Source organism: Fictibacillus arsenicus (assembly GCF_001642935.1).
Lineage (GTDB): Bacteria > Bacillota > Bacilli > Bacillales > Fictibacillaceae > Fictibacillus > Fictibacillus arsenicus_B.
This window is the reverse complement of sequence record NZ_CP016761.1, coordinates 3,776,446-3,797,651: the sequence shown is the minus strand read 5'-3', so window position 1 is coordinate 3,797,651 and position 21,206 is coordinate 3,776,446. Positions and strand designations below refer to the sequence as shown.

The 21,206-nt window shown below is 42.6% G+C and carries 24 protein-coding genes; 20 read left to right on the top strand and 4 right to left on the bottom strand.

The features are described from left to right. The first annotated feature begins 66 nt into the window (after window positions 1-66). From ABE41_RS19190 to ABE41_RS19180, 3 genes are all read left to right on the top strand, one after another. Window positions 67-678: a low molecular weight protein arginine phosphatase gene (locus tag ABE41_RS19190; RefSeq protein ID WP_066293935.1), complete on the top strand. Its 612-nt coding sequence runs from the start codon at window positions 67-69 to the stop codon at window positions 676-678. Window positions 679-783: 105 nt separating this feature from the next. Further along, window positions 784-1,224 (top strand): ribose 5-phosphate isomerase B, encoded by a 441-nt coding sequence (gene rpiB / locus ABE41_RS19185; RefSeq protein ID WP_066293933.1) that lies wholly within the window; start codon window positions 784-786, stop codon window positions 1,222-1,224. A gap of 34 nt (window positions 1,225-1,258) precedes the next feature. Continuing rightward, complete coding sequence (locus ABE41_RS19180) at window positions 1,259-1,831, top strand: TIGR01440 family protein (RefSeq protein ID WP_066293931.1); 573 nt, start codon at window positions 1,259-1,261, stop codon at window positions 1,829-1,831. Window positions 1,832-2,082: 251 nt separating this feature from the next. On the opposite strand, the gene ABE41_RS19175 is transcribed toward ABE41_RS19180, so the two are convergent. Both ABE41_RS19175 and ABE41_RS19170 read right to left on the bottom strand, forming a co-directional pair. After that, entirely contained in the window at window positions 2,083-2,550 is a 468-nt protein-coding gene (locus ABE41_RS19175) for a GNAT family N-acetyltransferase (RefSeq protein WP_066293929.1), read from the bottom strand. Window positions 2,551-2,565: 15 nt separating this feature from the next. Continuing rightward, on the bottom strand, window positions 2,566-3,414 hold the full coding sequence (locus ABE41_RS19170) for a MurR/RpiR family transcriptional regulator (RefSeq protein WP_066293927.1): 849 nt from the start codon (window positions 3,412-3,414) through the stop codon (window positions 2,566-2,568). A 154-nt stretch (window positions 3,415-3,568) separates the two neighbouring features. Here ABE41_RS19170 and ABE41_RS19165 point away from each other — a divergent pair, with 154 nt between their 5' ends. Both ABE41_RS19165 and ABE41_RS19160 read left to right on the top strand, forming a co-directional pair. Continuing rightward, window positions 3,569-4,912, top strand: a complete 1,344-nt coding sequence (locus ABE41_RS19165) for a GntP family permease (protein ID WP_066293924.1) — start codon at window positions 3,569-3,571, stop codon at window positions 4,910-4,912. Window positions 4,913-4,942: 30 nt separating this feature from the next. Next, window positions 4,943-6,508 carry a gluconokinase gene (locus tag ABE41_RS19160; protein ID WP_066293921.1) on the top strand — a complete coding sequence of 522 codons (1,566 nt, stop codon included), beginning with the start codon at window positions 4,943-4,945 and terminating at the stop codon, window positions 6,506-6,508. A 465-nt stretch (window positions 6,509-6,973) separates the two neighbouring features. Here ABE41_RS19160 and ABE41_RS19155 read toward each other — a convergent pair whose 3' ends face one another. Then, complete coding sequence (locus ABE41_RS19155) at window positions 6,974-7,417, bottom strand: hypothetical protein (protein WP_066293918.1); 444 nt, start codon at window positions 7,415-7,417, stop codon at window positions 6,974-6,976. Window positions 7,418-7,622: 205 nt separating this feature from the next. Here ABE41_RS19155 and glyA point away from each other — a divergent pair, with 205 nt between their 5' ends. The 6 genes from glyA to upp all read left to right on the top strand — a co-directional run bounded on the left by glyA (window position 7,623) and on the right by upp (window position 13,326). Next, complete coding sequence (gene glyA, locus ABE41_RS19150; RefSeq protein ID WP_066293915.1) at window positions 7,623-8,858, top strand: serine hydroxymethyltransferase; 1,236 nt, start codon at window positions 7,623-7,625, stop codon at window positions 8,856-8,858. A gap of 135 nt (window positions 8,859-8,993) precedes the next feature. Further along, on the top strand, window positions 8,994-9,911 hold the full coding sequence (locus ABE41_RS19145) for an ABC transporter ATP-binding protein (RefSeq protein WP_066293914.1): 918 nt from the start codon (window positions 8,994-8,996) through the stop codon (window positions 9,909-9,911). Continuing rightward, on the top strand, window positions 9,908-10,654 hold the full coding sequence (locus ABE41_RS19140) for an ABC transporter permease (protein WP_066293912.1): 747 nt from the start codon (window positions 9,908-9,910) through the stop codon (window positions 10,652-10,654). Before ABE41_RS19145 ends, ABE41_RS19140 begins: the two co-directional genes overlap by 4 nt. A gap of 139 nt (window positions 10,655-10,793) precedes the next feature. Beyond that, window positions 10,794-11,366 (top strand): sigma-70 family RNA polymerase sigma factor, encoded by a 573-nt coding sequence (locus tag ABE41_RS19135; protein ID WP_253805399.1) that lies wholly within the window; start codon window positions 10,794-10,796, stop codon window positions 11,364-11,366. Continuing rightward, window positions 11,356-12,402 carry a DUF4179 domain-containing protein gene (locus ABE41_RS19130; RefSeq protein WP_066293909.1) on the top strand — a complete coding sequence of 349 codons (1,047 nt, stop codon included), beginning with the start codon at window positions 11,356-11,358 and terminating at the stop codon, window positions 12,400-12,402. Before ABE41_RS19135 ends, ABE41_RS19130 begins: the two co-directional genes overlap by 11 nt. Window positions 12,403-12,696: 294 nt before the next feature. Next, on the top strand, window positions 12,697-13,326 hold the full coding sequence (gene upp, locus ABE41_RS19125; RefSeq protein WP_066293906.1) for a uracil phosphoribosyltransferase: 630 nt from the start codon (window positions 12,697-12,699) through the stop codon (window positions 13,324-13,326). Between the two features lie 327 nt (window positions 13,327-13,653). Here upp and ABE41_RS19120 read toward each other — a convergent pair whose 3' ends face one another. Beyond that, entirely contained in the window at window positions 13,654-14,061 is a 408-nt protein-coding gene (locus tag ABE41_RS19120) for a DUF3889 domain-containing protein (protein WP_066293900.1), read from the bottom strand. Window positions 14,062-14,350: 289 nt separating this feature from the next. On the opposite strand from ABE41_RS19120, the gene ABE41_RS19115 reads away from it, so the two are divergent. The 9 genes from ABE41_RS19115 (at window position 14,351) to atpD (ending at window position 21,190) form a co-directional block, all read left to right on the top strand. Then, the gene (locus ABE41_RS19115) at window positions 14,351-14,575 is read left to right on the top strand and encodes an AtpZ/AtpI family protein (protein WP_066293897.1); all 225 of its coding nucleotides are present in this window, start codon (window positions 14,351-14,353) and stop codon (window positions 14,573-14,575) included. After that, window positions 14,572-14,958 carry an ATP synthase subunit I gene (locus ABE41_RS19110; protein WP_253805397.1) on the top strand — a complete coding sequence of 129 codons (387 nt, stop codon included), beginning with the start codon at window positions 14,572-14,574 and terminating at the stop codon, window positions 14,956-14,958. The genes ABE41_RS19115 and ABE41_RS19110 overlap by 4 nt, the downstream gene beginning before the upstream one ends. A 6-nt stretch (window positions 14,959-14,964) precedes the next feature. Continuing rightward, the gene (gene atpB, locus ABE41_RS19105) at window positions 14,965-15,675 is read left to right on the top strand and encodes a F0F1 ATP synthase subunit A (protein WP_083207890.1); all 711 of its coding nucleotides are present in this window, start codon (window positions 14,965-14,967) and stop codon (window positions 15,673-15,675) included. Window positions 15,676-15,757: 82 nt separating this feature from the next. After that, window positions 15,758-15,973, top strand: coding sequence for a F0F1 ATP synthase subunit C (gene atpE / locus ABE41_RS19100; protein WP_066293895.1), 216 nt, complete (start codon window positions 15,758-15,760; stop codon window positions 15,971-15,973). Between the two features lie 109 nt (window positions 15,974-16,082). After that, window positions 16,083-16,598, top strand: coding sequence for a F0F1 ATP synthase subunit B (atpF, locus tag ABE41_RS19095; protein ID WP_253805395.1), 516 nt, complete (start codon window positions 16,083-16,085; stop codon window positions 16,596-16,598). Then, window positions 16,595-17,146, top strand: coding sequence for a F0F1 ATP synthase subunit delta (locus tag ABE41_RS19090; RefSeq protein ID WP_066293890.1), 552 nt, complete (start codon window positions 16,595-16,597; stop codon window positions 17,144-17,146). Before atpF ends, ABE41_RS19090 begins: the two co-directional genes overlap by 4 nt. A gap of 19 nt (window positions 17,147-17,165) precedes the next feature. Then, window positions 17,166-18,665 (top strand): F0F1 ATP synthase subunit alpha, encoded by a 1,500-nt coding sequence (atpA, locus tag ABE41_RS19085; protein ID WP_066293888.1) that lies wholly within the window; start codon window positions 17,166-17,168, stop codon window positions 18,663-18,665. 226 nt (window positions 18,666-18,891) lie between these two features. Continuing rightward, window positions 18,892-19,743 (top strand): ATP synthase F1 subunit gamma, encoded by an 852-nt coding sequence (atpG, locus tag ABE41_RS19080; RefSeq protein WP_066293887.1) that lies wholly within the window; start codon window positions 18,892-18,894, stop codon window positions 19,741-19,743. 58 nt (window positions 19,744-19,801) lie between these two features. Next, on the top strand, window positions 19,802-21,190 hold the full coding sequence (atpD, locus tag ABE41_RS19075; RefSeq protein ID WP_066293885.1) for a F0F1 ATP synthase subunit beta: 1,389 nt from the start codon (window positions 19,802-19,804) through the stop codon (window positions 21,188-21,190). The last annotated feature ends 16 nt before the right edge of the window (window positions 21,191-21,206 follow it).

Genomic DNA, 21,206 nt, shown 5'->3' with positions numbered 1-21,206 from the left:
GATATACTAATAAAAACGTTACTCTCTATAAAAATAGGGAAAGCTAGAATATGAGGTGAACACTCGATGAACGTATTATTTATTTGTACAGGAAATACTTGCCGAAGTCCGATGGCTGAAGCGATTTTAAGGGAAAAAGGAAAGGGAAGATTCCACGTGAAGTCTGCAGGAGTATTTGCTGGAAACGGCGCTGTTATGAGCTCGAATGCAACACAGGCTCTTTCTGAGAGAAAGATCAAAGAGAACCACCAGTCACAGGGTGTTTCCGATTACTTGATCGAGTGGGCAGATCTTATTTTAACGATGACTGAAAATCATAAGCATGCCCTCGTTGGAAGATGGCCGGATGCTGTCAACAAAACATATACGCTAAAAGAATACGTGATGGACGACGAGGATCTGAAGAAAATTGAAGAGATTTACGAGTTATATACAGAAATTGAAATGCTGAAACTGCAATATATGTCAAAAGACCATAACAGTGAAGATGTGAAAAAAGAGTTCGAAAAAGAAGTGAGGCCGCTCGTTGAAAAGCGGATGAAGCTTGAGAATTCTGTCCCGTCACTCGACATTTCAGACCCGTTCGGCGGTCCTTTACATCTTTATCAGGAAACAAGGGACGAAATTGAAGCGCTTATTGAAAAATTAGTGAAAAAAGACGATAGAACTAAAGAGTGAATCATATTCGAATGAGGCTGTCCTAAATGGGCGTGAAGTGGCATTGAATAGGGTACTAGTTAAGAATATAATGGAAAAAAGTATGAGAGAGCAGGTGCAGGCAACATGAAAGTAGCAATAGGTTCAGATCACGCCGGAGTTGAATTACGAAAAGAAATTATAGCCCTGATCGAAGAGCTGGGAATGGAAGTAGAAGATGTTGGCTGTGAATGCACGACATCTGTAGATTACCCGGACTATGCTATTCCTGTAGCAGAAAAAGTAGCAAACGGCGAAGCAGATCGCGGAATCTTAATTTGCGGAACGGGAATCGGTATGAGTATTGCAGCAAACAAGGTTAAAGGAATCCGCTGCGCGCTTGTTCATGATCTGTTCAGTGCAAAGGCAACGAGACAGCATAATGACAGCAATGTACTTGCCATGGGTGAACGTGTGATCGGTCCAGGTCTCGCTTTGGAAATTGCAAAAGTATGGCTGACGACAGAATATGAAGGCGGACGCCACGGACGCCGTGTGGGTAAAATCTCTCAATACGAAGGCCAATAGCAATAAACCCATAATATGAAGGGAAGACCATCAAATGAGCGACGAGCTCCAACAAATCGAAGACCAAGTCCTGAATGTTTTGCAAGATCTGCAAAAGCATGCACAATTAAAATCTTCTCAATTATTAGTAGTAGGCGCAAGTACGAGCGAAGTAATTGGTGAACGAATTGGCACATCAGGCACGATGGATACAGCGGGTGCACTATTCCGCGGTATCATAGCGTTTCAAGAGGAAACAGGAGTTGCACTTGCAATTCAGTGCTGTGAACACTTGAATCGCGCCCTCGTCATGGAGCGGGAAGAAGCAGAAAAAAGAGGCTATGAAGAAGTTCGGGTTGTTCCGGCTAGATCGGCCGGCGGTGCATTGGCTACACATGCCTATCACCATATGAACGAACCCGTGATCGTTGAATATATAAAAGCCGATGCAGGCATCGACATCGGTGACACCTTTATCGGTATGCACCTGAAGCATGTCGCAGTGCCGGTTCGAAGCGAAGTGAAGAAGGTGGGCGCGGCACATGTGACGCTGGCGAAAACCCGCCCGAAGCTAATCGGCGGCGAACGCGCGGTCTATCCGAGCAAAGAAGACATACGGTGTTTTTAATTAGGAAAGCCCTCTGGTGAGGGCTTTTTATATGATTTTTGGGGGTAAGCTGCTGTCGAGCTGTGTCGAGGATTTTAGACTCGTGGATAAACAGCCAAAACTTTTGGATTCAGCACCAAAATTTTTGGATTCAGGACCAAAACTCGTGGATTCATGGGTGTTTTTCGTGGGATTACTGTTAACAGGGCTTTTTTCGGCTAGTTCTGGTGCCTTCAAAACCAATGATCTGAAGCTTGGCGCCTGCCAAGCCCCTAATTATGTTCGATCTCGTAGTGGATCCACTCTGGATTGATGTTTTTTCCGCCCATTTTCTTGTAAAGTGCTTGTGCAGATGTATTATCGACTGCTGTTTGCCAAGTCATGTACGCATAGCCTTCATTTTTCGTATATTCCAGGACATGCTTAAACAATTTTTCGCCCAGTCCTGATCCGCGATACTCTGAATCTACAAAAAGATCGTTCAAAATAGCGATTTTTTGCACACGAGTGGTGCTGAACGAGAAATAGAGTGTAGCGAACCCGGCAAGTTCCCCGTTATCGCCAACCACCACAAATTGTGTTCCTGCTTCCTCAGAGTTCAGCAGGTGCAAAATATGATTCTCCAATTGCGTATCCTCAGGCTTTTTACCCTTATAAAAATCAACAATATAAGCGAGCATCAAATTTTTCAGCTGCTCGAGATCTTCTTTTACGACAGGACGTATTTGAAAAGCGGCCATTTTTAATTTCCCCTTTTACATTTTTTTAATAGAGATAGCATTTCGCATTCTTTGAATAGAATCCTGCACTCTATCTTTATTTTTCATCATAAAGTTTACGAATAACAGATCAACAATCGTAAGCTGTGCGATTCTGGATGACAACGCTTCTGATCTGTAAGCGGTTTCTTCTGAGACCGTATAAAAAACAAGATCCGCTTGTTTGCTTAATGGTGTCGTCGCATAGTTTGTTATCGCGATGCAGACAGCGCCGTTTTCCTTCGCAACGGAAAGAACCTCCAGAAGATCTTTGTTCGTCCCTGAATGAGAGATGAACACCGCTGCGTCCTTCTCAGTCAGCTGGGAGGCGGACATGAGCTGCATATGAGTGTCACTGTATGCGGAGCTGCTTTTACCCGTCCGGATAAATTTATGATGAGCGTCCATTGCGATGACACCTGAGCCGCCGTTTCCATAGAAATCGATTTTCCGTGCCGCATTCAAAACAGAAACTGCACGGTCTAAAACGTCGCTGTTCAGGATATTTAACGTTTCTTCTAATGTACGGATATTGGATTTTACTACTTTTGACGCAATATCAATCTCAGCATCCGATTCCAAGATCTGCTCGTGGATATCTTTTATTGGGGTCACGATATCTGCGGCAAGGGCAATCTTCATTGCTTGGTAGCCTTTATACCCCAATCGCTTACAGAACCGGAAAACCGTTGCATCAGCAACATCAAGATCATCTGCGACTTGATTGATGCTTTTATGAACCATCTGTTTAGGATCTTTCAAGACGTAGTCTGCGATTTGCTTTTCTTTTTCGCTAAAAGAAAAATAGGATGATTTTATTCGTAAAATACAAGACAAGTGATTCATAGGTAGACTCCTTTTTAAGAAAAGGTTAGTAAGTTAAGTGTAGCGCAGAAAAAGAATCTTGAAAATAATTTTATTGAAAACGTTTACAATAAAAAATTTTTATTATAAGATACCGTTACATGAAAAAAATTTTAATGTATAAAGGATGATAAGTATGTCAGGGTCTACATTGATTCTCGTTGCATTACTTGGTGTTTTTGCACTCTTATTTTTAGTTATCCGAACGAAGCTGCATGCATTTGTTGCGCTCCTTCTCGTTTCCTTGCTGGTAGGTATAGCTGCTGGCATGCCGCTTAATAAAGTCATAGAGTCCATCACGAACGGAATGGGCGGGACCCTCGGATTTGTAGCTGTTGTCGTTGGACTTGGTGCGATGTTCGGGCAGATGCTTGAAGTGTCAGGCGGTGCTGAACGGCTTGCGCAGACATTAGTGAAAAAGTTTGGTCAGGATAAAGCGCAATGGGCGTTAACACTGACAGGTTTCCTTGTTGCTATTCCAGTATTTTTCGATGTTGGTTTCATTATTTTAGTTCCGATCGTTTACGGTTTAGCGAAAAAGACAGGCCGTTCATTGCTTTACTACGGAATTCCGCTGTTAGCAGGTCTTGCGGTAACACACAGCTTTGTACCGCCGACGCCAGGCCCGATCGCGGTTGCTGACCTATTAGGAGCTGAGCTTGGCTGGGTTATCCTATTTGGTGTTATTGCAGGTATTCCTTCTGCAATCCTGGCGGGACCTGTATTCGGTAGATACATTGCAAAAAAGATTCACGTATCAGTACCGGATTATATGGAGCTTGAAGAAAAGCAATATGACAAAGAGCTTCCAAGCTTTGCGATGATCGCAAGCTTAATCTTCATTCCGCTCGTATTGATTTTAGCGAACACAGTTTCAGGCGTTTTATTAGAAGAAGGTAACACAGTACGCTCTGTACTAACTTTCCTAGGTCATCCGTTTGTAGCATTGATTATCGCGACATTACTCGCATTCTACTTCTTAGGGGTAAGAAGAGGATACAGCGGTGACGAGATTCAGAGCATCGCAACAAAAGCGCTTGAGCCAGCTGGGATTATCATCTTAGTTACGGGTGCAGGCGGAGTTTTCAAACAGATCTTGATCGATTCAGGTGTCGGGGAAGTTTTAGGTGACATGATGGCGGGCTCTGCATTGCCTCCGATCCTACTAGCGTTCCTGATCGCATCGATCGTTCGTGTTGCACAAGGTTCAGCGACAGTTGCAATGGTTACAGCGGCTGGTTTAATCTCTCCGCTTATCGACACATTAGGTTTAGAAGGACCAGTGCTAGGTTTGATTGTTATCTCGATCGCAGCAGGTGCAACGATTCTGTCACACGTTAACGATTCTGGCTTCTGGCTCGTAAACCGATACTTCGGATTGGATGTAAAAGACACGCTTCGTTCTTGGACAATAATGGAGACTATTATTGCATTAACTGGATTTACGGTCGTATTTGTATTAGGATTCTTTATACAATAGGATAGTGGTTTAATGAGGGAGGGCATACTAATGCTGCTCCCTTTTGTGAACGGTTTGAAAGGAGAATTTATTTTGAAAAGTTATGCGATCGGCATTGATATAGGAACAACAAGCACGAAGGTCGTCCTATTTGATGAAAAAGGGGCGGCCGTTGCTCATCATGCAAAAAGTTATCCTTTGCTTGCAGAAGCGCCAGGTGCGGCGGAACAAAGACCCGATGAAATTTATGAAGCAGTCGTCTTTTCACTAAGAGAGACTGTGAGGAAGAGCGGGGATCTCGCTGAAAAAATTGGCTTAATCTCATTCAGTACAGCGATGCATTCTCTCATTGCGGTGGATGCGGATGGAAAACCCCTGACGAACAGCATCACATGGGCAGATACGCGCAGTGAGTCATATGCTTTTACGGTGAAATCAAGCCCAGAAGGATTAGATCTATATAAAAGAACAGGCGTCCCGCTGCATCCGATGACACCTCTGTTTAAATTGCAGTGGCTAAAGAATGAGCATACAGAGATTTTTCAAAAAGCAGCTAAGTTTGTCGGCATAAAAGATTACATACTGTACCGCTGGTTTGGTGAATGGGCGACCGATTATGCGTCAGCTGCAGCAATGGGCTTATGGAACATGAACACACTCGAGTGGGATGAAGAAGCTTTGCTGATGGCGGATGTTACTCCTGACCAGCTGCCGGTGATCCAGCCTACGACATTTTTCTGGGAAAACCTTTCTGAAACCCTTGCAAAAATCAGCGGACTCGATTCATCTGTAAAAGTAGTGATCGGCGCAACTGACGGTCCTTTATCTAATCTTGGAGTAGGTGCGATTTCGTCTGGTGATGTTGCCGTAACGATCGGGACAAGCGGTGCGATCAGAACGACTTCGGAGACACCGGTTTTGGATGCAGAGGGAAGAACATTTTGTTATCCGTTGACGGAAAAGCATTGGGTCTCTGGCGGTCCTGTGAATAACGGAGGAATTGCTTTTCAATGGGTTCACGACCTTTTTACAGAAGAGGAAATGGAAGGATCATATGAAGAGCTTTCTCGGCGGGCCGTGGCCGCGCTGCCTGGCGCAGAAGGCTTAGTGTTTCTGCCTCATTTAACGGGTGAACGTGCACCATTATGGGATGCGCAGGCTAAAGGTTCTTTTATTGGTTTGACGCTGCGCCATAAAAAAGATCACATGGTTCGTGCGGTATTAGAAGGAACGATCTTCAATCTGTATCAGGTTTATAGCCTAGTGAAAACACAAGCACAGGAAAAAGCAGACGTTAAGATCTTTGCGACGGGCGGTTTTACGAACTCACCGGTGTGGAAGCAGATTTTAGCCGATGTTTTCCAGAAGGAAGTCAGCATTCCTGAGCATACAGAGAGTTCATGTCTTGGAGCGGTTCAGCTTGGAAGATTTGCCATCGGTGAAACAGAAGTTTTACGTGAAGTGTCTGAGGACACAAAGCAATATGGAACAGTAATGCCGAACGCAGAACATAAAGAGGTATACGGGGAGCTGTTTGAAATCTATCAGAGTTTATCAAAAACGATGGAATCACAATATAGAGCGATTCATGAGTTTCAGAATCGATTTTCAAAATAAATGAAAAAAGATAGCCGGCAAATGCAGCCCGCTCTTTTTCTATGGCTGTTTTAGCAGACTCTGTTGCTTTTGGAAGTAGTTGATATCTTCGTTACAGGATTTATGCTCGTTTTTCGCGGAACGTATGGTTGCCCCCTCCATTTCTGTCTTCATTTTAGTTACTTTGAGCAAAAAAAGGAGATTTTGAGCGAAACGAAAGGCAGTTTGAGCGAAGATAAAGGATCTTGAGCGTAGATCGTCTTTTTTGAGCGAAACTCGGTGATTCTGAGCAAACGTGTAATAAATATAAGAACACGTACCGTAAATATCGCATTAATAAAGGGCAGGGGTTTGGATTTGAAACGATACTTCTGATTCTCGACTGTCCCACTGATCCTGCCAAAATTAGAAGGTGTTATTTATTTTTTTCTAAAAAAACAGGGCTGCCAAAAGTATGTTTACTAACTTTTGGACCAGCCCCTTTCTCTATTCAATATAAGTAGCGTTGATCAACGAAAGACCTGACTTTGCATCTTTTCCAGTCTTCACGTTTCCGTAGACGATGATGTCAGAACCAGGTGCAACTTTACTCATCGTAAAGTTCATAACCTTAAAGTTTGTTTCTCCCACTTTAAGCTCGAAGCTTCCGCCTGTTGCTACTGGAGTTTCGGAATTAACGGTTCCAACCGCTTTAATGATTTTTTCCTCGTAAGCTTTAGGATCTGCTTCTAATGCTTTTGGATCTAATTCAACTGCATTTTCTTGCATGTTTTTAATAATTTTAGCCTGATTAGCTGTTTCATCAGAAGCTGTTTTCTCTTCCGTTTGTTCCTTCTTCGGCTTTTCCTCTGGTTTTGCTTTTTCCTCGCTGCAGCCAGCAAGTGCAAGCATAAGGACTAGAAGACTTGCTCCAAACCACTTTTTCTTCATGATGTATGACACCCCTTTTAAATCTACTGTTTCTCTCTCTATTATGTATCATCATACCATGTTCATTCCTATCAAATAAAATGAATTTTCACACCTTTGTGAAAGATTGTGCATTTCCTCTTACAACTGAAGACATAAATGTGTAAGATAGAAGGGTATGTTACAATCATAATAATTTTTCACATAAGGTAAGGGGGAAGCGAAAATGAACCATTTGAAAACAGCTGATCAAGAAGTCTACCAATCCATCATGGATGAATTGCACCGCCAGCGTACAAAAATAGAATTGATTGCTTCTGAAAACTTTGTTAGCCAAGCCGTAATGGAAGCTCAAGGCTCCGTTTTAACGAATAAATACGCAGAAGGTTACCCGTCAAGACGCTATTATGGCGGATGTGAGCATGTGGATGTTGTTGAGAACCTGGCAAGAGACCGCGCGAAGAAAATCTTCGGTGCAGAACATGCTAACGTTCAGCCGCATTCTGGTGCACAAGCAAACATGGCGGTTTACTTTACGATCTTAGAGCAAGGTGACACAGTTCTTGGTATGAATCTTTCTCATGGTGGCCACTTAACTCACGGAAGTGCTGTTAACTTTTCCGGAATTCAATACAACTTTGTAGAGTACGGAGTGGATAAAGAGAAGAATGTCATCGATTATGAGGATGTTCGCCAAAAAGCGCTTGAACACCGTCCGAAGCTTATCGTAGCTGGAGCGAGCGCGTACCCGCGTGCGATTGATTTCGCGAAGTTCCGTGAAATCGCGGATGAAGTGGAAGCTTACCTTATGGTGGACATGGCCCACATCGCTGGTCTTGTAGCGGCTGGCCTTCACCAGAATCCAGTTCCTTATGCTGATTTTGTAACGACTACAACACACAAAACGCTTCGCGGACCGCGCGGCGGAATGATTTTATGTAAAGAAGAATTCGCTAAAAAAATTGATAAATCCATCTTCCCTGGCATTCAGGGTGGTCCTTTAATGCACGTGATCGCTGCAAAAGCAGTATCATTCGGTGAAGTTTTAACGGATGATTTCAAGGTGTATGCTGAGCAGATCGTGAAAAACGCGAAGCGCCTTGCTGAGTCTCTTAAAAAAGAAGGACTAACGCTTGTATCTGACGGCACGGACAATCACTTAATTCTGATCAACGTGAGCGAGCTTGCGTTAACAGGAAAAGTTGCTGAAAAAGCGCTTGATGATATCGGAATTACAGTGAATAAAAACACAATTCCATTTGATCAAGAAAGCCCGTTTGTAACAAGCGGAATCCGAATCGGAACAGCAGCTGTTACTTCCCGCGGTTTTGTTGAAGAAGATATGGATGAAATCGCATCGATCATGGCATCAGTTCTAAAGAACGTTGAGGATGCTGACGTACTGAAAGATGCAGAAGCACGCGTTGAGAAGCTGGCAGGTAAATATAAGCTTTACGAATAAAAAACAGATTTGAATTTGAACCCTTTTGCCATTTGGTAGAAGGGTTTTTTGCTTTCTTAATGAAACTCATATAATGGGAAATTTTTGAATAAACATGTTAGGTGTTTTAAAATTTAGGAAAGCGGTGTGGTGTGTGTGGAGGAAGTCATTTCAGTTAAGGACTTGTGTAAACTGTACGGAACGAAAAAAGCTGTTAACAACTTATCTTTTTCTGTAAAAAAGGGTGAGATTTTTGGCATTATCGGACCAAATGGCGCGGGGAAAACAACCACCATTGAAATTATGGAAGGTCTTCGGAAAAAGAACTCGGGTGAAGTTTCAGTTTTAGGGCTGAATCCGGAAAAAGACGGGAAAGAACTGAACAGCAGAATCGGCGTGCAATTTCAGGCAACCTCGATCCAAAAGAAGATGAAAGTAAAAGAAGCTTTAAGCTTGTTTTCTGCTATTTATAATAAAAAAAGCTCGAGTGACCATATGTTAAAGCTGCTCGGATTAGAAGAAAAGATGGATACATATTTTGATGACTTATCCGGCGGCCAGAAGCAGCAGCTGACTCTTGCACTGGCTACTTTACATCAGCCTGAAATTGTTTTTCTCGATGAACCGAGTATGGGGCTGGACCCTCATGCGAGACGCGAAATGTGGAATATCATCCGAGCACTTCGAGATGAAGGGACAACAATCGTAGTAACGACGCACTATATGGAAGAAGCGGAAAAGCTATGTGACAGGGTCGCTATGATCTATAACGGAGAGCTACGGGCATTAGACGAACCAGCCCGGCTAGTAGAGGATGTTTCTGCTCATTATGTAAGTTTCCGCAGTCCAGATTTTCCGCTGGACCAGCTTCACGCACTGCCAGGCATCATAAAAGTAGAGCAGGATGAAGAAGTAGATGCTTACAAAATTTATACGGAGAACCTTCAAGAAACGTCGTATCATCTTTTTAAAAACGCACAGGAAGGAAGTTATCATATCTCTGACTTCAAATTCGAACGAGGCACGCTTGATGACTTGTTTGTTCACTATTTAGAAGGGGGGCAAACGGCATGACGGCATTATGGCAGCTGACAAAGCTTGAAACGAAAATGTTTTTTCGGGATAAACTGCAAGTGTTTTGGACCTTTTTATTCCCTGTACTCATGATCTGGCTTTTTGGATCGATGTTTCAAGGCCAGGAGATGGGCGGGTTAACGTTTGCGAGCCTGTACATTCCATCCTGGATCGGAGTAAACATCGTCACCACCGCATTTTTTACGCTGGGGACTGTGCTTGCGGGGTACCGTGAAACTGGGGTTCTCAGAAGGTATCAATCTACTCCTTTGGCACCTTGGAAGATTCTTTTTGCGCACACCATTCAAGGAACGGTAATCTTTAGTTTTTCAGCAGTTGTTCTTGTTGTTTTCGGAGCTCTCGTGTTCGATCTGCAGGCTCCTGAATATTTAGGGAGCACATTGCTAGCTCTTTTGTTGAGCATCATTGCATTTTTCCCGTTTGCTCTTTTTCTTACATCGCTGGCGAAAAACGTAGGAACGGCAGCGGCGATCAGCTCACTTTTTCTTAACTTGATGCTGTTTTTATCAGGTGCAACGTTCCCGTTAGAAATGATGCCTGACATTTTGCAATACGTAGCGAAAGTCCTTCCGCTTTATTATGTGATCGAGCTCGTCCGCGCAACATGGAACACATCACCGATATGGGAAAACATGACACCAGTGTATGTTCTATTAAGTATTTCAGTTGTTTCAATCCTGTTGTCTAATAAATTTTTCAGGTGGAGCGGGAAGGCGGAATAAGAATCATTACACCAACTGTAAAAAAGTGTATGTTAGGAGTGTCGGTTTTTACCGATGCTCTTTTTTATGAAAAAATGTAAGTTTTACGGAACCGTCTTGAAAAAATGTCGTCTGTATCTGTAGAAAAGGAGGTACGACTTTGATCAATAATATAAAGTCTGCAGCCGGTAAGCATACCAGCTATGATCTCGTAAAAAGTAAAGAATGTAGCCTTGACAGCCTGATGAAAGAGTACGGGCAAAGTGTTTTGTGGTTAGCCTACTCTTATGTAAAAGATAAAAATCTAGCAGAAGAGATTACACAGGATGTATTCATCAGCTGTTACGAAAAGATGGATACTTTTCGTGAAGAATCATCAATAAAAACATGGATATACCGGATTGCGAGCAACAGATGCAAAGATGTCATGAAATCACGAGCATACAAGTATAAGAAACTCACACAATCTTTATTTGACCACTATTTTTCTACTGACCAGACACCAGAAGATTCCTTTATTAAGAAGTCAGACGAAAATGAACTCTCACTAAAAGTCCTGGCTTTACCTCTCAAATACAGAGAAGTGATATACCTTTATTATTTTGAAGACTTAAAACTGGATGAGATCAGCATCCTTCTATCAATAAAGACAAACACGGTAAAAACGAGATTGCACAGAGGCAGAGATCTTTTAAAGAAAATGTATGAAAGAGGTGGGAGTCATGGAAGATAAGCTGAAAAAATTAAGAGACAGCATGACCAGTACGGTTTTATCAGATGTTACATTTGATCAAAATCTGGAGCGGAAAATACATGAACGGATAGAAAAACGAAGCTTTACCAGCAAGAAGAACCTTCTTGGGGAAAGGCTCATGTACATTACTGCTGCTGCTGTACTTCTTTTTGCATTATTTATAGGCTCAGCTTTTGTTTCTCCCGCAATGGCAAAAATGGCCGCAAAGATCCCGTACTTAGGACAGTACTTCGAATCTGAAAATATAGGTTATGTCATACATGAAAAATTGAAGGAAGAAGGATATCACATAAACGGAGTTGGTGCCTCTTATCAAGGAAAAAAAGAAATATTTATTGATATACAAGGCGATGATCAATATTTCGAAAAAGTAAAAAGTGAAGTCGAATCCGTGGCTGCAGAGATTTTGAAATCCCGAGACTATGATGCATATTCCATTAAGGTCGATAAATATCAAGAACGGATCTTAAGTGAAGAAGACAAAAAGTTTATGGAAAAGCAGGAAAAACAAGCAGAACAAGATGAGAAAATATTAACGGCTATTAATGAGATGCGTGAAGAATATCATTTAGAAGGTTTGGGTATTGACCCAAATAAAAAGATAATAGAGATTGAAGTTCCAGACACGGTTGAAAGAACAGATGAAATGAAACAAAAAGTTCAACAGATTGTTAGCGCTCATACGAATGAGTCTTACACGATTAAGATTAAGAAAATAAATATTAAGAAAAGAGATCAGGATTGGAGATGGGGAGAGATCCTTACAATCGTGGGCGAGGATCTAATGGGCAAGAAAGTGTATAAGGTAACCGGTCTGGCGTACTCTGTCTACCCATCTCCTGAGATCATTTTTAAAACTTCTTTAAAAAGCACAGATCCTGATGCAAAAGAGCATGCAGAACAGCTGGAGAAAGTGATTGAAGACTATCTGAAAACAGACGAAATGAAAGAAATGGTAAAAGGCGATTCTTATACGATCACAATCCGCAGCAAAGATAAGAAGAAATTAAATTAAGATGTAGTGGAGATCGCAAGTGCTGCGATCTCTTTTTTATATCCGAAATAAAGAGGGAAAGAGTGTCCTGCTCAGGCGGACATGATCTTTGCTTTATGTTGGATATTTTTCATGGTTTCAACCGCCAAAAAGGGGAATAGTAACAAGTGAGCTGAACAAGAAATATTTGGAGTCCATATTGCGGCAATATTACCGCTGATTTTCCTTGAAGTGCATCATGTTTTTCTGTACAATGCTAGAGATGCTTTTTTAGAAACACCAATAAAAGTTACATAAAGGAGAGGTGCTTTAAACATGAGCAATGTATATGTCCTTGATCATCCGTTAATTCAGCATAAATTGACATACATTCGAGATGAAAGAACGGGTACAAAAGAATTTCGCGAGCTTGTAGATGAAGTGGCTGGGCTGATGGCTTTTGAAATCACGCGTGATCTTCCATTGCAGGAAGTTACCGTGAAGACGCCGGTTGCTGAAGCAACAATGAAAACAATCGCCGGAAAAAAATTAGGGCTAGTACCTATCCTTCGTGCCGGTCTTGGTATGGTAGACGGCATTCTTAAACTGATTCCAGCGGCAAAAGTAGGACATGTCGGTCTATACCGCGATCCTGAAACGCTGACACCGATCGAATATTACGTAAAGCTTCCTTCTGATGTAGAAGAGCGCGACTTTATCGTGATCGATCCGATGCTGGCGACAGGCGGATCTGCTTCTGCAGCAATCACTTCTATTAAAAACCGCGGTGCTAAGAACATTAAGCTTATGTGCTTAGTTGCTGCTCCAGAAGGTGTAAAAGTGATCCAGGACGAGCACCCTGATGTAGATATTTTCTTGGCTGCATTAGACGAGAAGTTAAACGACCACGGATACATCGTTCCAGGTCTTGGCGACGCTGGTGACCGTTTGTTCGGAACAAAATAATACGAAAAATGATGAAACCGACTCGATGGAAGGCGAAAATACCTCTGCCGGGTCAGTTTTTTTCTTTGGTCAGCAATTTGAAGCCCTTTTTCATGCTGAGAAAGGGTATACAAAATGGTTTCTGAGCGTAAGTTGCTGTGTTTTGAGCGCAGCTTGAAGATTCTGAGCGTAGAACGGCTTTTTTGAGCGTAGCTTGGTGTTTTTGAGCGAAAACCGATACATCTTGAGCGAACGTATAATAAATAAAAGAACACGTACCGTAAAACATGTAAAACGGCAAAATCAAAAAAAGAAGGCTGACACCCGTCAGCCTCCCTCGCCACAGTATTAACTCATTTCCTCAAACTTCATATCGATCAGTTTGTTGTCATCATGCATCACGCCGACTTTTACCAAGCGCTTCGTATTATCTTGATAAACGGTAAAGTCGAAGTAATCGGTGATGGTCCCATCTGGGGCTACTCTGCGGGTATCATATTGATAATCGCTGACACGGCTGTTTGGATACTTCTTTTTTGTTTCTTTTAAGGCAATTTTACCCCATTTTGCATAATCAACTTGGGTCATGTTCGTTGGTGTCTGATCGTTATACTGTACGTTTAAAGGTTTGTCTCGATCCTGCTCGACATTATTTCTCATATCGCGGGACTCTTCCACTGGTTTTTTGTCGTCGTTCATGCAACCTGCTGCAAGAACACCAATAACGGCTATCAAAATTAATACTTTTTGTTTCATTTTGACCAAGCTCCTTCCATATATTTAATGTAAGTATTTATCAAATGGGTGGAATTATTCGGATTCTTGGAAAATGAAGGGAAAGATAGTACACAATGTTAACTATAAACCTTTGAAACAAGCCACAAAATTTCCACAATTTATTTAATAAACCGTCCCGGAAGTCGTTGACATAGAAATGTCACTATTGTATTCTTACAAAGGGAATATGGTAAGGTTTACATTCTTGTCTTTTCAAGGGTTTTTTAAGAAAAAATTACCTGTTTCCAGAAGGAAGGAGTCCACATCTATGAGCAATGGGAAACGCCCTTATAAAGCAATGGCTTTAATGTCTGGCATTCTCTCTCAGCTTGTTGGCTGCATTTTGATCGGACTTTTTGGAGGCAAATGGCTTGATGCGTACATCGGCAATGAATTTCCAATCTTCCTCATCATCGGGTTGTTTCTTGGTCTTGGAGCAGGTGTTTACGGGATGATCCGCTTAATATCGAAGTTTTCAGGGGACGGGCAATGATGAATGAGTACAAATCGGTGTTTTTTAAATACATAAAGTACACATTGTATCTGCTCTCGCTTCTTTTCATCGGATATGCTGTCACTCCCTACAAAACGGTCTTTTTAGGACTTGCTTTAGGAACTGTATTCGGCCTCTACAATCTTTGGAGCATGTACTCTAAGATTGAACGGATGGGACAAGCAGTGATTCAGCAAAAAAAAGTGAAATCACTCGGTTCACTTTCAAGACTCCTACTAGCAGGGTTAGCCGTGCTCATCGCAATGAAATACCCGGAACATTTTCATTTATTAAGTGTGGTAGTGGGATTGATGTCGGTCTACATTATCATGTTAATAGATTCACTAACTCAAGCTATACGTACTCCAAAGGAAAAGAGGTGAACATAGGTGGAACATGGTGCAGTTACAAAAGATTTTCTCGGTTTGACTTTTAATATGTCGAACGTACTGATGATCACAGTTTCATCCGTTATTGTTTTCCTAATTGCGGTACTCGCTACTCGATCCATGTCAATGCGACCAGGAGGAATGCAAAACTTCCTTGAATGGGTAGTCGATTTCGTAAAAGGAATCATAGGCAGCACAATGGACTGGCATACTGGCGGACGTTTTCTTGCTTTAGGACTTACGCTTATCATGTATATTTTCGTGGCCAACATGCTGGGATTACCTTTTGCAGTAGTAGTCGACCATAATCTATGGTGGAAGTCACCTACTGCAGACCCGACCATTACATTGACACTAGCGGTTATGGTAGTGGTGCTATCACACTATTACGGTGTGAGAATGAAGGGATTCAAAGAATATGGAGCTGAATTCTTCAAGCCAATGAAGTTCTTGTTCCCGTTGAAGATCATTGAGGAGTTTGCAAACACTCTAACACTTGGTCTTCGTCTTTACGGAAACATTTTCGCTGGTGAGATGCTCTTAGCATTATTAGCAGGACTTGGTACAAGCGGTATTTTCCAAGGAGTATTTGCATTGCTGCCGATGATGGTATGGCAAGGGTTCTCGATCTTTGTCGGTGCAATCCAGGCGTTTATCTTCACAATGCTGACAATGGTTTACTTAGCACATAAAGTAAGCCACGATCACTAATTATCGGGAAAAATCAAGCTTCTAACATAGGAGCCAATTTTCATAAAAATTTTAAGGGAATTTAGAAGGGAGAATTTTTATTATGAATCTTATTGCAGCTGCAATCGCGGTAGGTCTAGCGGCACTTGGTGCTGGTATTGGTAACGGTTTAATCGTAGGTCGTACAGTTGAGGGAGTTGCTCGTCAACCAGAACTACGTGGTACTCTTCAAACAACAATGTTCATCGGGGTTGCGTTAGTTGAAGCACTTCCAATCATCGGTGTAGTTATCGCGTTCATCGCTCTTGGCGCTGAGTAATCATAACAAGCATTGTTTATTACGATTTTTATAATGGCGAAGCAAGTTTCCGAATAGGGACTACCCTTCGCCATTCCTTATGTATGATCGATTGAAGGGAGGAAATGCTGTGCAATCCTTAATTCTAGGTGCTGCTACAGGTGGAATTAACACTGGAGATATCCTTTTCCAGTTAGTATCATTTATCATCCTATTAGTATTGCTGCGCAAATACGCATGGGGCCCGTTAATGGGAATCATGAAAGAGCGCCAATCACATATCAACAGCGAAATTGATGCGGCTGAACAATCCCGTCAAGAAGCTAAGACTTATCTTGAAACTCAAGTTGAAGAGTTAAAGAAAGCGCGCGAAGAAGCAAAAGCTATTATCGACAATGCGAAAAAGCAAGGCGAAGCTCAAGGTGAAGCGATTATTAAAGCATCCCGTGACGAAGCTGAGCGCGTGAAAGAAGCTGCATTGGCTGAGATCGTTTCTGAAAAAGAAAAAGCAGTTGCTACACTTCGTCAAGAAGTTGCTGCTCTATCCGTTAAGATCGCTTCTAAAGTTATTGCAAAAGAACTCGATGAAAGCTCTCAAGAGAAGCTCATTAACGAATACCTTCAAGAGGTAGGCGAGTCTCGATGAGCAAAGATCAAGCAATCGTAGCAAAACGTTATGCATTGGCACTATTTGAAGTAGTTGGTGTTACGAAACTTGAAGAAACAGTTTCAGAATTGCGTCTTGTGAAAAACGTTCTGGAGATGAACAAAGATCTTCAAAAAGTTTTAGCACATCCAAAAGTATCGAAAGATCAAAAGAAAGAATTGATCAAAGAGAGTGTTGGAGCTGACCTAACTCCTGCTGTAATGAACACCGTTTACCTGATGGTAGACCGCAATCGTTACACATACATCACAGAAATGGCAGCGCAGTTCATTGAATTAGCAAATGAGGCACAAGGCATTGCTGACGCAAATGTATATTCTGTTCGTCCTTTATCAGACACAGAAATACAGAAGCTGGAGCAGACGTTTGCTGCCCGAGTCGGCAAAAAAGCGTTGCGCATTAATAATATTGTAGATCCTTCACTAGTTGGAGGAATTAAAATCCGCATCGGCAACCGTATTTTTGACGGAAGCATCAGCGGAAAGTTGAATCGAATGGAACGTCAATTAGCTTCTAACGGAAGCTGAGAGGATAGGGGTGAAATTCATGAGCATTAAAGCTGAAGAAATCAGTGCTTTAATAAAAAAGCAGATTGAAAACTATCAATCTGAGATCGAAGTAAATGATGTGGGTACAGTTATCCAGGTCGGTGACGGTATTGCCCGTGCCCATGGATTAGATAACGTAATGGCTGGTGAGCTAGTTGAATTTTCTAACGGTGTAATGGGTATGGCCCAAAACCTTGAGGAAAACAACGTAGGTATCATCATTCTTGGGCCTTACCAAGAAATTCGTGAAGGTGACGAAGTAAAACGTACAGGACGCATCATGGAAGTTCCTGTAGGTGAAGAGCTTCTTGGTCGTGTAGTTAACCCTCTTGGACAGCCTATCGACGGCAAAGGTCCAGTTGCTACTACAAAGACTCGCCCAATCGAGCAAAAAGCACCAGGTGTAATGGCTCGTAAATCAGTACACGAGCCGCTTCAAACTGGTATTAAAGCGATTGACGCACTTGTGCCAATCGGACGCGGACAGCGTGAGCTTATCATCGGTGACCGTCAAACAGGTAAAACAGCTGTAGCGATTGATACGATCCTTAACCAAAAAGATCAAGATATGATCTGTATCTATGTAGCGATCGGACAAAAAGAATCAACAGTTGCGGGCGTTGTAGAAACACTTCGTTCACACGGAGCGCTTGATTACACAATCGTTGTATCAGCATCTGCTTCTCAACCTGCACCAATGTTGTTCCTTGCTCCTTACTCTGGAGTATCTATGGCTGAAGAGTTCATGTGGGCTGGCAAGCACGTATTGATCATCTATGATGACCTTTCTAAGCAAGCTGCTGCATACCGTGAACTTTCCTTGCTCCTTCGCCGTCCTCCAGGCCGTGAAGCTTATCCAGGGGACGTTTTCTACCTTCACTCACGCCTATTAGAGCGTGCAGCGAAGTTGAACGACGAGTTGGGTGGCGGTTCAATCACAGCGCTTCCGTTCATCGAAACGCAAGCATCTGATGTATCTGCATACATCCCGACAAACGTTATCTCTATCACAGACGGACAGATCTTCTTACAATCTGACTTGTTCTTCTCTGGTGTTCGTCCGGCGATCAACGCAGGTATCTCCGTATCTCGTGTAGGGGGAGCAGCACAGATTAAAGCGATGAGTAAAGTATCCGGTACACTTCGTCTGGATCTTGCTTCATACCGTGAGCTTGAAGCATTTGCTCAGTTCGGTTCTGACCTTGATAAAGCAACTCAAGCAAAACTTAACCGTGGTGCACGTACTGTAGAAGTACTTAAGCAAGGACTTCACAAGCCGCTAAAAGTTGAGCACCAAGTTGCAATCCTTTATGCATTGACTCGCGGATACATCGATGATGTAGCTGTTGAAGATGTAAGCCGCTTTGAAGAAGCGCTTTACGCACACATGGAAGCTAACTCTAAAGACGTTCTTGATGCGATCAAGACATCTGGAAAACTTCCTGGCGACGACAGCCTAGACGAAGCGATCAAAGCATTCAAGAAGACTTTTGCGTAATTTTTTATAAATAAAAGACCCAAAAGCAGCGGTGCGGCAAAGTTTCGCACCCTGCAACCAGCTTACTAAAAAGGTTTGTTTAAAATGAGGATTAACAGGGCGGAGGAGTTCGAGGCGACGCAGTAACATGCACCTGCGATTACTCGGTGCAACTCGTAGCCTTCGTGCAAGATTTGCTCGTTGTTAACCGGCATTTTAAACCTCCGCTATAAAGGTGGTGAAATGAATGGCATTAAGAGACATTAAAGCTAGAATAGATTCTACTAAAAAGACGATGCAGATCACGAAAGCGATGGAGATGGTTTCAGCTGCAAAGCTAAACCGCGCTGAGCAAAATGCAAAATCTTTCGGCCCTTACGTGGATAAAATCCAAGAAGTGGTTGGAAGCATTGCGTCTGGCAGCAACGCGAAACATTCCATGCTTTTAACACGTCCAGTGAAGAAGACAGGTTACTTCGTCGTTACAGCTGACCGTGGATTGGCAGGAGCTTATAACTCAAATATTTTGCGTCACGTTTATCGCACGATTCAGCAGCGTCACAAGTCACCTGATGAGTACGCATTGATCGTCATCGGTAAAGTCGGTGTAAACTTTTTCAAAAGCCGTAAGATGTCTATACTGGACAGCATCACAGGTGTGGCAGACCAGCCATCCTTTGCTGAAATTAAGGCGATTGCATCGAAGGCAGTCAGCCTTTATGCGGACGGTACGTTTGATGAGCTTTACATGTATTACAACCATTTTGTAAGTGCCATTCAGAGCGATCTTACGGAGAAGAAGCTTCTTCCGTTAACTGATATCGCTGAAACTAAATCAAAATCTTCTTATGAGTATGAACCTTCAGAGGATGAGATCCTTGAAGTACTTCTGCCTCAATATGCAGAGAGCTTGATTTATGGTGCTTTACTTGATGCGAAAGCAGCCGAGCATGCTTCTCGTATGACTGCGATGAGAAATGCAACCGATAACGCTAATGAACTGATCGGCCAATTGACACTTTCTTATAACCGTGAGCGTCAAGCAGCTATCACTCAGGAAATTACGGAGATCGTCGGCGGTGTAGCAGCACTTGAATAGAACTTTATAAAAGTTGATTTAAGTGCATCATGTGCAAAGTAAGATAGGAGGGAAACCGATGAATAAAGGCTATATTACTCAAATTCTTGGACCGGTCGTTGACGTAAAGTTTGAAGGCGAGCTTCCAGAATTGCTTAACGCTTTAACTGTTAGCGCTGAGGGTGTTGATTTAACACTAGAAGTAGCACTTCACCTTGGTGATAACATGGTTCGTACAATCGCAATGGATTCAACGGATGGTCTTGTTCGTGGAATGGAGATCGCGGATAGCGGAAAACCGATTTCTGTACCAGTAGGTGAAGCAACACTTGGTCGCGTATTTAACGTAACAGGTGATCACATTGACCTTGGTGAGGCAGTACCGGCAGATGTTCGCCGTGACCCAATTCACCGTTCAGCACCTTCTTTTGAAGAATTAACAACAAAAACTGAGATTCTTGAAACAGGAATCAAGGTAGTTGACCTTATCGCTCCATACGTAAAAGGTGGGAAAATCGGTCTTTTCGGTGGTGCGGGTGTAGGTAAAACAGTTCTTATCCAGGAGCTAATCAACAACATCGCACAAGAGCACGGCGGTATCTCCGTATTCGCAGGTGTTGGTGAGCGTACTCGTGAAGGTAATGACCTTTACCACGAGATGAGCGATTCTGGTGTTATCAAGAAAACAGCAATGGTATTCGGACAAATGAACGAGCCGCCTGGAGCACGTGCACGTATCGCTCTTTCTGGTTTGACAATGGCTGAATTCTTCCGTGATGAGCAAGGACAAGACGTTCTTTTCTTCGTAGATAACATCTTCCGTTTCACGCAAGCAGGTTCTGAAGTATCTGCCCTTCTTGGCCGTATGCCATCAGCGGTAGGTTACCAGCCAACTCTTGCAACTGAAATGGGTCAGCTGCAAGAGCGTATCACATCTACGAAAAAAGGTTCTGTAACATCTATCCAAGCGATCTATGTACCTGCCGATGACTATACGGATCCGGCTCCAGCTACAGCGTTTGCTCACTTAGATGCAACAACAAACCTTGAGCGTAAATTAACAGCTATGGGTATCTATCCAGCGGTAGATCCACTAGCTTCAACTTCTCGTGCACTTTCTCCTGAAATCGTTGGAGAAGAGCATTACGAAGTAGCGCGTAAAGTACAGGCGACTTTACAGCGTTATAAAGAACTTCAAGATATCATCGCGATCCTTGGTATGGACGAGCTTTCTGAAGATGACAAGCTAGTTGTACACCGTGCGCGCCGTATCCAGTTCTTCTTATCTCAAAACTTCCACGTTGCAGAACAATTTACAGGACAAAAAGGTTCATACGTTCCTGTTAAAGAAACAGTTCGTGGATTCAAAGAAATCCTTGAAGGAAAATACGATGATCTTCCGGAATCAGCGTTCCATCTCGTAGGCTCTATTGAGGATGCTATTGAAAAAGCAAAAACTTTGGCCTAATGCCTGAAAGGGGTAA